The organism is Blautia parvula, assembly GCF_020215665.1.
Taxonomy (GTDB): Bacteria; Bacillota; Clostridia; order Lachnospirales; family Lachnospiraceae; genus Blautia; species Blautia celeris.
Genome location: NZ_CP084061.1, coordinates 1659917 through 1672116 on the forward strand (window position 1 = coordinate 1659917; position 12200 = coordinate 1672116).

Genomic DNA, 12200 nt, shown 5'->3' on the forward strand with positions numbered 1-12200 from the left:
GCCCGCCGCTGTTTTGCTGAATTCCTCCGGAACAATTCATTTCTCAAGGGGTTTATCCTGCAGAGCCCTTTCAGAGATGAACTGTTCCCCGGTAAAACAAGCTTTTAGACCGCATATAAGGGCAGATTTCTCTGCCCTTATGCAATCCCGTTTTACCTGATTAGTTCTTATATGTCTTGCTCAAGAAAACATTTCCTGTCGGATGTGCGATGAAGTTCTGTACATTAGATACATAGCCTGACAGGTTCTGCTGATGGGAAATCGGCAGCCAGATATTCTCGTCTGCGATCTTCTGTTCCATCTTGGCATATGCTGCATTTCTGTCGTCACCGTTTTCCATGGAGGCTGCTTCGGAAAGCATGGTATTGTACTCCTCATTGCGGTACAGGGCAACGTTCATCTCCGGGTCCTCATGAGCTAACAGATACATAAAGTTATCCGGGTCACCATTGTCACCGATCCAGCCGTACAGGCACATGTCATAATCGCCTGCGCCCAGCTTCTCTTTGTATGTTGTCCAGTCATAGGAATCAATGGAAACTTTTACGCCTACCTTGTCAAAGTATCCCTGCAGAGCCTCTGCCAATGTCTGGCCTGTTGCAGTATTGTAAGGTCTCGGGTTTGTATAAGCCATCATCTTCAGTTCCGTGATGCCCTTTTCTTCCAGAATCTTCTTAGCATCATCCGGGTTGTACGCTGTCTGTTTTACATCTGCGCTGTAGCCCGGCATAAAGGTGGGAAGAATGCTGGTAGCCTGGGAAGCGTATCCCTTGTAAAGGCTATCAACCAGTTCCGGAATATTTACTGCCTCAGATAATGCTTTTCTCACATCAGGGTCTGTCACTTTCTGTGTGTTATATGCCATATAGTTGATATTCATACCTTCTGCCTGGTATAACAGACAGCCTGCAGATGTGATCTGGTCAACTACAGTAGCGTCGATACCGTCGATGATATCTACTTCCCCGTTTGTCAGGGCAACTACACGTGCGGAGTTATCGGGAATGGTTGAGAAGATGATCTCTTTTGCAACTCCCTTGTCACCCCAGTAGTCTTCGTTTCTTTCCATAACAACTGCTTCGTTCTTATCCCATCTTACGAATTTGTAAGGGCCTGTTCCGCACGGAGCTTCATTTAAGTTTCCGTTTGCCGCGTCACATGCGGTTGGGCTAACCATCGGTGCACCCAGAGACATAGCCAGGTTGTTTAAGAACGGTGTGGATTTTTTGGTGAGTTTGAACTCTACGGTATATTCATCCACTACGTTGCACTCTGCAACATCACCGTATACGAAGTCAGCGTAGAGCATGTCCTCTGTTTTATTGACTGTCTGTCTGTCAACATTATATTTTACTGCTTCCGCGTTGAAATCTGTTCCGTCGTGGAATTTTACGCCTTCTCTTAACTTGAAGGTATAGGTAAGGCCGTCCTCACTGATCTCCCATGACTCAGCCAGGCAGGGTTCTACCTCTGTATCGCTGTCGCCGTATTTCAGAAGGCCTTCATACATCTGGCAGATTGGTTTGGAGGACTCACCGTCATCGATCATAGCCGGGTCAAGACCACGTGGGTCGGCGCCCTGCGCATATCTCAGTGTCTGCTCCTTGTCCACATCTTCCGGAACATCAGCAAATTTTGTCAGCATCTCGCCGCTTGCTTTTTTCTCGGTTGTTCCGGTTTCCGTCTCTGCATCCGCATCCGCATTTCCTTCATCACCGGCAGTTTCTGTTTTTGTTGTGTCACTGGCATTGTCTGCGCCAGTCTTCTTGTTGCTTCCGCATCCTGCCATCAGGGTGATTGCCATAGATGTGCAGAGCAAAGCCGCAATTACTTTTCTCTTCATAGAAAATCCCTCCTTTGATTCACGCAGCGCTCCCTGTGTCCTGTCATTTTGACATCACTTTGACGTGGTAAACACAAAGAACTCTGTGCTAACCATTTTACTATAGATAGAGAAAAATTACAAGTTTTAATTTCTTATCCTGCATTTATTGTATGATTATGCGTAACCGTTACAGTCACTTTGACGTGGGCCGTATGCCTGCCGGCACTGCCTTTTCGTGCGGTGAACGCAGTAAATACGCAGACCGGTCTGGGCTGTTATGGTTATGCAGACCGGTTTTATCTGGCTTTGATTTGTATATAAGTATAGAAATGATATTTTATTCAGGATGAATGTATATTTATATTCATCATTTGCAAGTTGGCTTTGTTTTTCCTGCAAATTTTTCTGTATAGATTTTTATATGCATGATGTGCGAGTGTACATTTGTCTTTTTATGGAAGACATTTTTGTATGAATCATGAATATTTTCGAGTTTTTTGGATAAAATGTCTCTCCTTAACAGACATGCAAGAGAACCTTTTGCCAAACACTTGCATATCTTGTTAGTATATTGCAGGCAACGCTTAAAATATGCAAAAGTTTCCTGCAGATAAACAAATGCTCAAGATTACTATAATTATATCGGAATTCCTCTGTCTGTCATTTTTGATCGTGTTCATAGTTGGATTTATTATATGCCTGATTCGACATAGATTTGTATGACATGGATGCAGCATTTCGATGATTGCTGCATCCACTTTTAGATTATCGATTTATTATATTCTTTGCCTTGTCCGCAAACTCCTGTACAGACTCTGCATGTGCCGCCAGTTTTAAATATTTTGAGAGAATATCCATATCCTGTTCTTCCAATATTTTTTCTCTGAGTCCATCCGGTACAGAACCCAAATCTTCCAGCAAAAGCAGGATACCCTCAGCTTTGCCGCGTACCAGTCCTTTTGCTTCTCCTTCAGCGCGTTCCTCCCTCAATAACTCTTCCAGCAACATAAACCTCTCCTCCATTTCCCGGCTGCTCTTTATTCTTGCCATGGACTCCTGGATTTTTCTGACAAAGCTATCCTGATAGTCCTGGATACTGTCTGCTAAATCAGCTTTGACAAATTTCAGGAAATGAACAAGTCCCTCAGGTACTTCTGCTTCATTTTCGCCACAGGTGCTCAAAAAAATAACCGTGCTCCCGTCATTCATCGGCCTGCCTGTTTCCGCGCAGATATTTTGAAAGGTATAGCGGTATTTTTTACTGCTAAATGGGTCGAAATCACAGATAAAAATCACATAAGATGCAGGAAGTGCTGCGTAATCTTCTCCTGTAAGAAGCAGCTCCATATCCATCTGGCTGTGATAATATCTGGCTCTTTTTCCCAGATGAGGTCTTTTTGCCACCTGCATTTCAACATTGTAATGGGTCCTTTTTTCATCCCTGGCAATAATGTCAAGCCGAATACCATGGTATTCCGGGTGATAAATCATACTTTTCTCTTTACTGATCTCCACTCTCTCAATTGGAAAGCCTACTGCCAGTTCAAGGAAATCCTGACAGATTTCTTCATTTACCATGACCGCGCCGAACATAAAATTATCTTTAAACATCAGCTGTGCCAGTTTTCTGTTTTGGTTCATAAGCAACCTCCGCGCAGGCAGAGGAATTCTTTTTTTATTATATCATAATACAATTAAAATTTCCATATTTATTTTGTTTTTGCAAATTAATTCATCGCATATCGCTTATGAATTTCAGTCCTATTTTCCAAACACCGGGCCTGCTGATCATATGGTTCTTCCCCATTTATCTCTCCTGTATGGTAACCTTAATCCTGTCCCCCGGCTGCTTCCCTGTTTTCTGCCTGATATCTTTCCTTACTCCTATAATATGGCCTGGTGTTTTCATCCGCACCAGGCTTCCGTCATACGGCTCACCATCAAAGGTTGCATGGACTTTCACTCTTCCTTTTCCGAACTCTTCCCGTACATCAAAAGGAAATTCAATATATGCGCCATCTATATCCGGCACCTTTTTTATAACCGCCTCAAATTCATATATTCTTGTATTCATGCCTCATTCCCTCCTGATTTCCTAAAATATAGCCTGCCGGCCAACAGAAGAAATACTCATACTTGCTTCCGTTCAAATAATGCCCCGTCTGTAATTACGGCTCCCGCATTCTCCTCTGTGAGAGATACATCCGCGGACTTCTCCTGTATAAATTTCAATGTATTTTCATCTACTACCTCAAAGACATACCGGCTCCCTTTTTCTTTATCCGTCGCGATCAGTTCCCCATCCGTGATCTCATACGTTCCCATAGGAATATAGGAACTGAGGACATCATACGAAAAGACAAAATTCTCCTTATCCAGAAGTGTCAGACAGGGAAGACTCTGCTCCGTTTTTCCCAGCTCCTCTGCATTCATGTAATAATTCTTTACGGATGAGATCTCCGCCTTATCCCTCAAAGGATTTGCATCATCCAGCAGAATGATCCTGCTCACATCCTGTATCTGCGCAGGATAACTTTCCTGAACTCCTCCTGAAAAGGTAATGGATACATGCTGTCCGGGCATCAGTTCGGTCAAGGCTATATCCGTATGATGCCATTCTATCTTTGTGTCAGCGGTAACCTGAAAACTAAACTCGCCTCTGTAATTCACATCATTTTCCTTCAGCCCTGATACCAGCATGGATCTGCCGTCTATTTCCAGTATCTCAGCATAAAAAGCAGCGGAATCACCAAAATCCTCCTGATCCATACGGTTCGTTCCTACCGTATATCCTGCCCAAAAGATAAGTAAAACAAACAACAGTATTATAACACCTTTTAAAAAATTCTTCATACCCAATTCCCCCGTATCACTCATTTACAGATAAATAAACATTACCCAGAAACACAATATGAAACATATTTTTTGTTTTCTATTGTAATTATACCTTTTATTCCCGCACAGTCCAACCGTTATTTATGTAACATCATAATCCTTTTCTCCGACATCCCTGTGGAAACGGAAAAAACATGCTCCGCCGCAATATACCACTCAGCCATTTTTTCAAGCTCAACATGAACCACCTGATGATACATCCTCCATGCATAAGGCATCTGATCACGGACCATCCCCTTTGCCACACCTGTATAAAAAATGGATGAAAGGTCCAAAAATTGTGTGTATAAATTGGTATTTTTCTCTCTTCTGTGTTAGAATATATGCATCAGATACAGAAAATACGAAAGACAAAATGTCTTCGTCAGGAAGGAATGAGAGTATACTCGTGAAAAAACAGATAAAACTGAAAAAACAAACAAAACCCCAGCTATCTGACAGTCAAGAGGAAAAAAAGGACCGCAGGATTCCAACCACCCGGTATCATCCGGATTACAAAACCGGGCTTACCAGCCAGCAGGTGCAGGAGCACAGACTTCACGGCTGGACCAACAAAGCGGTGGACCCGCCGTCCAAGACCACAAAGGAAATCATACATGACAATGTCTTCACATATTTTAACTTAATCTTCGTAGTGCTGGCAGTCCTGCTCTGTATCGTGGGATCTTTCCGGGATTTGACCTTTCTCCCAGTCATCATTGCCAACACTCTGATCGGTATTATTCAGGAGGTGCGTGCCAAACAGGTCCTGGATAATCTGACCATGTTAAATGCCCCCAATGCCTCAGTGGTGCGTAACGGCAAAACTTCAGTGGTTAATGCCGAGGAACTGGTGCTGGATGATATGGTCATCTTCAAAGCCGGCAACCAGGTCTGCGCAGACGCAGAGGTCAGCGCCGGGGAAGTGCAGGTAAATGAATCCCTGCTCACCGGTGAATCGGATGAGATCACCAAGAAAAAAGGGGACCGGCTCATGTCAGGCAGCTTCATCGTATCCGGCCAGTGTCATGCAAGACTTGACAAAGTGGGGAAGGATTCCTATATCTCCCGCCTGACTCTGGAGGCCAAGGAAATGCAGAGCGGGGAACAGTCAGAGATGATACGCTCCCTGGATAAGCTGGTAAAATTCGTGGGCATCGCCATTATCCCCATTGGCCTTGTGCTGTTCATACAGGCATTTTTCTTCCAGCATGAGGCGTTTCGCTCCAGCGTCACCTCCATGGTGGCTGCTGTCATCGGCATGATCCCCGAAGGGCTGTACCTTCTCGCAAGCGTAGCTCTGGCCGTAAGCTCCATCCGCCTGGCCCAGAAAAAAGTCCTGCTGCACGATATGAAATGCATTGAAACGCTGGCAAGGGTCAACGTGCTCTGTGTAGATAAGACGGGAACCATCACGGAAAACTCCATGGAAGTCCAGGAGGTCATTGCAACGGAAGATTACGATTCCGAAGAGATGGAACCACTGTCTGTGATGATCGGGGATTTTGCAGCGGCCATGAGCAGTGACAACATCACCATGGCTGCCATCAAAAAACATTTCAAAACTACCTCCGGCAAAAAGGCCGTGAGCAAAACAGGCTTCTCCTCTGCCACCAAATACAGCAGTGTGACCTTTGAGGATGTGACCTGTGTATTGGGCGCCCCGGAGTTTGTGCTGAAAGAGGATTATGAGGATTACAGAGATGAAATATTAGAATACGCCTCCAAAGGTTCCCGCGTCCTGGTATTCGGAACTTACGAGGAAAAGATTGACGGCAAAGCGCTCCAATGCCCCATCATCCCCTTAGGTTACATTCTCCTTGCAAATCCCATCCGCAGGCAGGCAAAGGAGACTTTTACCTACTTTGCCGAGCAGGGTGTGGAGGTGAAGGTGATTTCCGGGGATAATCCCACTACGGTATCTGAAGTGGCAAAGCAGGCAGGTATCGCCGGGGCTGAGAATTATGTGGATGCCTCGGAACTGGAGACAGACGCGGAAATGCGGGAGGCTGTCCTGAACAGCACCGTCTTCGGGCGTGTCACTCCCAACCAGAAGAGACAGTTTGTACAGATCTTAAAGGAAGCCGGCAAAACAGTTGCCATGACAGGAGACGGTGTCAACGATGTGCTGGCCCTGAAGGATGCGGACTGCAGCATTGCCATGGCCTCAGGAAGTGACGCGGCAGCCCAGGCTTCCCAGCTTGTACTGCTGGAATCTGATTTTTCCTGTATGCCGCAGGTGGTTCTGGAAGGACGGCGGGTGGTAAATAATATCCAGCGTTCCGCCAGTTTGTTCCTGGTTAAGAATATTTTTTCCTTCCTGCTCTCCCTGTTCTCAGTTGTATTTATGCTGACCTATCCGCTGGAACCCTCACAGGTATCCCTGATCAGCATGTTCACCATCGGCATCCCGGCCTTTTTCCTGGCGCTGGAGCCGAATAAAAATATCATCAAGGGGCATTTTCTCACCAATGTATGCCTGAAAGCCATGCCGGCGGCACTGACGGACGTTCTGGCAGTAGGAGCGCTGGTGGTGTTCGGGCGGACCTTTGGAGTAAACTCCACGGATATCTCAACCGCGGCCACCATGCTGCTGGCAATCGTGGGATTTATGATCCTCTACAAGATCAGCGCGCCCATGAACAAGATCCGTGTGGGGATTTTGCTGGGAACCATTGCCGGGCTTATCTTCTGCAGTCTGTTTTTAAACAACCTGTTTGCCCTCACCGGCATGTCCACCAAATGTATTATGCTCTTCGTGGTATTTGCCATTGCCACAGAACCGGTGCTCAGATACCTCACCATGGCAATCGAAAAATGCCGCAATCTATATCTCCGTCTAAAAGAGCACGGGATAAACGGATTATCATAAAACGAGTGCAGGCTGCCGCCGCTTACCGCCGGTATCCTGCACTCGTTTCTTTTATTTCTGCATAATGAAATGTGTTGCTATGCGCTCCTCATATTCCGGTAACGAAATACCCTTTTCACGGCCCGCCTCAATGCATTTCAGCAGCCATGCCATATTCTCTCCCAAAGTACGCATGGTCTGCAGTCCTTCCCCGTCTTTTCTCACATCTTCCGGCGTAAATCCGTGTACCTGATTCCAATACTGGGATGAGACAACCGGCATGCTGCTGATGGTGAAATATTTGTTCAGCCGGTCAAATGCCGCGCTGGCACCGCCTCTTCTGCAGGATACCACGCTGGCTCCCAGCTTTCCGGCCATTCTGCCGCCGCCGCTGTAGAACAAACGGTCCAGAAATGCGGTGAGCTGCCCGCTGGGGCCTGCATAGTAGACCGGAGAGCCGACTACAATAGCGTCAATGCTGTCCAGTTTATCTATCACCTCATTTACCTTGTCGTCAAAGACACATTTTCCTGTCTCTCTGCATTTGCCGCAGGCAATGCAGCCCGCCACCGGCTTTTTGCCCAGATACAGGATCTCTGTATCAATCCCGTGTTTCTGCAGCGTTTCCGCTGTCTCTGAGAGGGCTGTGTAGGTACAGCCGTGTTCGTTTGGACTTCCGTTGATCAAAAGAACTTTCATTTATCTGCCTTCTTTCCCGTCTGCTGACGCTGATACTTGACTGTTACGCATCCAGCCTTTAAAAATCCCTTTGCTATGGGCTGGATGCCTGCTGACGCTGCCTTTTCCGCACATTTTTATGAAAAAACGCATTTCAGGACCTCCGCTGCTTTTTTCACCGGTATGATCTCCAGCTTTTCCTTCACCTCCTCTGCCACTTCCTCCAGGTCTTCCACATTTTCATAAGGGATAAATACTTTCTTCACACCCGCTCTCTGGGCTGCCATCAGTTTCTCGGGAAGGCCGCCGATAGGCATAACGCCGCCGCGGAGTGAAACCTCACCTGTCATGGCATATTCCGGGCTGACCGCATTTCCTGTCACAAGGGAGGACAGGGCAGTCACCAGGGTGATTCCCGCAGATGGACCGTCCTTTGGAACCGCTCCTGAGGGGACATGGATATGAAGGTCCTTCTCGTCAAGCTGCTTCGTCTCCTCCGGGTACATGGCCTTTACCAGTGTCAGGGCTATCTCAGCGGATTCTTTCATTACATCTCCCAATTGTCCGGTGATCCTCACCTTTCCGCTTCCCCTGGTCAGCGTTGTCTCCACGAACAGAATTTCTCCTCCCGCCCGGGTCCAGGCCAGACCTGTCACCACACCGGGTACGGCTTCCTGAAGAATCCCCTCGTGATGCATGGCGTTCCTTCCTAAAAATTCAGGGACACGTTTTTCACTGACTGTGATGCTCTTCTGTTCTCCCCTGACCAGCTTCACCGCAGCAAAGCGGCACAGGATATCCATCTGTTTTTTCAGACCGCGGACACCGGCCTCTGCCGTATAATCGCTGATGATCTTCATAATGGCCTCATCCGTCACCTTCAGGTTCTGGGCCTTGATGCCCATACTCTTCATAGCCTTGGGAAGCAGATGCTTTCTTGCAATATGGGACTTTTCAATGGGTGTATATCCCGGGAACTGGATCACTTCCATGCGGTTTAAAAGCGGCTCCGGTATGGTGTCTGTGCTGTTGGCCGTGCAGACGAAGAATACGTTTGACAGGTCATAGGGCACATTCATATAGTGGTCTGTAAAGCTGTTGTTCTGTTCCGGGTCCAGCACCTCCAGAAGTGCACTTGCCGGATCACCGCCGTAATCCTTTGCCAGCTTATCCACTTCATCCAATACCATGACCGGGTTCATGGCTCCGCTTCGCTTCATGCCCTCCATGATCCGACCGGGCATGGCGCCTACATACGTCCTTCTGTGTCCCCTTATCTCCGCCTCATCCCGGATACCGCCAAGGCTGATCCTTACATATTCCCTGTGGAGGGCTTTTGCAATACTCTGCCCGATACTTGTCTTTCCGGTACCGGGAGCGCCTACAAAGAGAAGAATGGAGCCTGACTGTTTTTTATTCAATGCCATGACAGCAATCTGCTGGATGATCCTGTCCTTTACTTTTTTCAGTCCGTAATGTTCCTCATCCAGGATTTTTTCCGCTTCTCCCAGATCGATGTCAGGGTTCTCACCCGTTTTCCAGGACAGGCTTGTCACAAAATCCAGATAATCGTAGAGAAGACCGTACTCGTGACTGTCCTTGCCCTCCTGCTTCATACGGTTTAATACCTTTTCAGCCTCTTTTCGTGCCTCCTCGTTCATACCCGACTCTTTTAGTTTGTTCTCAAATCTGCGCACATCGGAAATGTTTTCAGGATGCATCTCATCCAACTGATTCTGCAGAAAATCAATCTGTTTTTTAATGGCTGACTCTCTGTACGCCTGTTCATGCGTCTCCTTCTGGGCACTCTGGGCCTCCTCGCTGACTTTGAACAGCTCGATAAACTCGTAAATGGCCTTCTCGATCCGTTCACATCTCTGTCCTCTGGTATCCGCCTCCAAAACAGCATATTTTTCCGGCCAGGACAGATTCAGGTAACCGGAGAGGGCGCAGAGGATCTCATTCATATTTTTCCAGTGCAGGATAAAGCTCCTTGCCCACACGCCCCACTGAAACATCTGCACAAATCTCAGTAAATCTCTTTTCAGTGTCTCAAAACGCTTCTGCATCTCTTCATCGGAAATATCCTCCACTTCACCGCAGATGGCTGCTGAAGCGGATATGGACTGCATGGTCACCTCCACATCGGAGATTGTGACCCGTTCCTTTGTACGGACACGAATATTTCCTTCCTCGTCTATGCTTTCGATCTTACCGGAAACCCCTATGGGACAGATATCCTCCGGTGTCATGTCCTCCCGTTTCTTATCCTGCTTCATCATCAGGAACAGAACATCCTCGCCCACATGCTCTGCTGTTATCTCCTGGTCTGTAAAAATATCTTTTTTGAAAAAAAAGGTAACGCCCGGCAGTATCATCATATCAAAAATAGGTATTGTAATCATATGCATCCTCCTCACTTTATCAGCACTCAACCCAATCGAGTGCTAGCATCAAGTTAAAATATATAGCGAATCCGTTGGAATCCGCCAAGTATTGTGATATAATTTTACCATTCAATAATTATTTTACAAGTACGCAGTATTTTCATACCTGGTATGCTTTTTCATACCTACTCAGATCCTATAGAAAGGAAAAGGCAGCTGTTCAACTGACTGAATGGCTGCAGGAAAGGATTTATGTACGCATCATCCATGGAAAAAGAGGAAAACAACACGGTCTGTCCGCTGAAGTACGCCCTGAATATGGTGGGAGGAAAATGGAAGCTCCCCATTATCTGTATCCTGGCACGGGAAGAATCCGTGCGGTACAACAGCCTGAAACGAAAGCTTGTAGGTATCACTAATATGATGCTCTCCCAGTCTCTAAAAGAACTGGAAGAAAACGGAATTGTCCACCGGGAGCAGTATAATGAGATACCGCCCCGGGTGGAATATTCCCTCACAAAAGAAGGGCGCAGCATTCTGGAGCCGCTTGAAAGCCTGTCCAAATGGGGGAAACTCCATATGGATAAACTCCGGACACAATCCCCCTACTGCGGAGAATGCAGGGAGGTAAAATAGGTGCTGCCCGCACTTTCATCTGCCTGCTCAAAGGATGCCTGTTCTGAAATAATATCAAATACCAGCCCATCCCCCAGCCAGAATTCATATCTGACGCGGCAGGAAGGGCTTTCCCGGATCGTGCGGGTCATCTCCCCGCGCACGGGGGCTTTCAGGTCATGGGATGCCTCCTCCAGCCTGTGTACACAGAGCCGCATCTTCCCCTGCCTGACAGTCACTCTGCCCTCCCCGTATTCCTCTATGCGGACGCCCAGATAAGTTGCCATTCTGTATTCCCTGCCCCTGCAGTGTACCACACAGATACACCCCTGAAAATGAAAGCCCAAAAAGGGAATATCCGCAACAGACAGCATAACACTGCTGCGTTCCCCGTATCCGCACTGCGTCCAGAGATAGGACTTCGGAAAGGAACGGCCTTTGTCTGTCTCTATATACCCTCTTCCGCCTGTCATAGAGATTTTCCTGCCGTTTACCGTCAGTCCGCCTCTGAGACTGTGATGCATGCTCAGTACGCCGTGGCTGCACTGCAGGAAGGGAATATATTTAAAAAATCCCATAATATCATACCTCAACCTGTCAAAAGGCCCATACGCAATACTTCCCTTTACCGTCAAATCTCTGCTTTTTATATCCAGTTGTATTCCCTTTTCCGTGAAAATATTTCTTCCAATCCTTACAGCAAAGGGCTTTCTGCTGATGCGGCAGGCCTCCTTGGGATAAGTAAAATACCAGGAACCCTCCTCAGTCACGATCTGCAGGGATACGGTCCACTGTCCGTTCTGATCCGCATGGACTGCGGGAATAAATGCAATGGTATCGTCCCGGTTCTGGTGTTTCAGATACCAGCCTTCAAAATAAGGGAACAAAAATGCCGCACATCCCTTATGAATACATGTTTCTTTCATGTTCTTCACCTCTATGTCTCAGTTCCTCTGCACATGGGCACCGG

General features: G+C 47.1%; 10 protein-coding genes. 2 read left to right on the forward strand and 8 right to left on the reverse strand.

Annotation, left to right across the window (positions count from 1 at the left end; all coding sequences use genetic code 11):
* Positions 1–160: 160 nt before the first annotated feature.
* The 5 genes from LC508_RS07785 to LC508_RS28720 all read right to left on the reverse strand — a co-directional run bounded on the left by LC508_RS07785 (position 161) and on the right by LC508_RS28720 (position 4965).
* Complete coding sequence (locus tag LC508_RS07785) at positions 161–1843, reverse strand: ABC transporter substrate-binding protein (RefSeq protein WP_033142761.1); 1683 nt, start codon at positions 1841–1843, stop codon at positions 161–163.
* A gap of 747 nt (positions 1844–2590) precedes the next feature.
* Entirely contained in the window at positions 2591–3466 is an 876-nt protein-coding gene (locus LC508_RS07790; protein WP_033142760.1) for an Rpn family recombination-promoting nuclease/putative transposase, read from the reverse strand.
* Between the two features lie 166 nt (positions 3467–3632).
* Positions 3633–3899 carry a DUF1905 domain-containing protein gene (locus LC508_RS07795; RefSeq protein ID WP_033142759.1) on the reverse strand — a complete coding sequence of 89 codons (267 nt, stop codon included), beginning with the start codon at positions 3897–3899 and terminating at the stop codon, positions 3633–3635.
* Positions 3900–3955: 56 nt separating this feature from the next.
* Positions 3956–4678 (reverse strand): hypothetical protein, encoded by a 723-nt coding sequence (locus tag LC508_RS07800; RefSeq protein ID WP_181014591.1) that lies wholly within the window; start codon positions 4676–4678, stop codon positions 3956–3958.
* A gap of 119 nt (positions 4679–4797) precedes the next feature.
* Positions 4798–4965, reverse strand: a complete 168-nt coding sequence (locus tag LC508_RS28720) for an aminoglycoside 6-adenylyltransferase (protein ID WP_225305342.1) — start codon at positions 4963–4965, stop codon at positions 4798–4800.
* A gap of 143 nt (positions 4966–5108) precedes the next feature.
* Between LC508_RS28720 and LC508_RS07810 the strand changes: the two genes are divergently transcribed.
* The gene (locus tag LC508_RS07810; RefSeq protein ID WP_118594059.1) at positions 5109–7571 is read left to right on the forward strand and encodes a cation-translocating P-type ATPase; all 2463 of its coding nucleotides are present in this window, start codon (positions 5109–5111) and stop codon (positions 7569–7571) included.
* Positions 7572–7622: 51 nt separating this feature from the next.
* Here the strand turns inward: LC508_RS07810 and LC508_RS07815 are convergent, their stop codons facing one another.
* Both LC508_RS07815 and lon read right to left on the reverse strand, forming a co-directional pair.
* Positions 7623–8249, reverse strand: a complete 627-nt coding sequence (locus LC508_RS07815; RefSeq protein ID WP_033142757.1) for a flavodoxin family protein — start codon at positions 8247–8249, stop codon at positions 7623–7625.
* 116 nt (positions 8250–8365) lie between these two features.
* Positions 8366–10633 carry an endopeptidase La gene (lon, locus tag LC508_RS07820; RefSeq protein ID WP_103732469.1) on the reverse strand — a complete coding sequence of 756 codons (2268 nt, stop codon included), beginning with the start codon at positions 10631–10633 and terminating at the stop codon, positions 8366–8368.
* Between the two features lie 234 nt (positions 10634–10867).
* Between lon and LC508_RS07825 the strand changes: the two genes are divergently transcribed.
* Positions 10868–11251 carry a winged helix-turn-helix transcriptional regulator gene (locus LC508_RS07825; RefSeq protein WP_225305343.1) on the forward strand — a complete coding sequence of 128 codons (384 nt, stop codon included), beginning with the start codon at positions 10868–10870 and terminating at the stop codon, positions 11249–11251.
* Here the strand turns inward: LC508_RS07825 and LC508_RS07830 are convergent.
* The gene (locus LC508_RS07830; RefSeq protein WP_103732470.1) at positions 11221–12156 is read right to left on the reverse strand and encodes a tocopherol cyclase family protein; all 936 of its coding nucleotides are present in this window, start codon (positions 12154–12156) and stop codon (positions 11221–11223) included. The two genes, LC508_RS07825 and LC508_RS07830, sit on opposite strands and share 31 nt — an antisense overlap.
* Positions 12157–12200 lie beyond the last annotated feature (44 nt).

Coding starts and splice junctions, on each gene's coding strand:
- LC508_RS07785 (WP_033142761.1), bottom strand. CDS start 1,843: ATGAAGAGAAAAGTAATTGCGGCTTTGCTCTGCACATCTATGGCAATC.
- LC508_RS07800 (WP_181014591.1), bottom strand. CDS start 4,678: ATGAAGAATTTTTTAAAAGGTGTTATAATACTGTTGTTTGTTTTACTT.
- lon (WP_103732469.1), bottom strand. CDS start 10,633: ATGATTACAATACCTATTTTTGATATGATGATACTGCCGGGCGTTACC.
- LC508_RS07790 (WP_033142760.1), bottom strand. CDS start 3,466: ATGAACCAAAACAGAAAACTGGCACAGCTGATGTTTAAAGATAATTTT.
- LC508_RS07815 (WP_033142757.1), bottom strand. CDS start 8,249: ATGAAAGTTCTTTTGATCAACGGAAGTCCAAACGAACACGGCTGTACC.
- LC508_RS07825 (WP_225305343.1), top strand. CDS start 10,868: ATGTACGCATCATCCATGGAAAAAGAGGAAAACAACACGGTCTGTCCG.
- LC508_RS07830 (WP_103732470.1), bottom strand. CDS start 12,156: ATGAAAGAAACATGTATTCATAAGGGATGTGCGGCATTTTTGTTCCCT.
- LC508_RS07795 (WP_033142759.1), bottom strand. CDS start 3,899: ATGAATACAAGAATATATGAATTTGAGGCGGTTATAAAAAAGGTGCCG.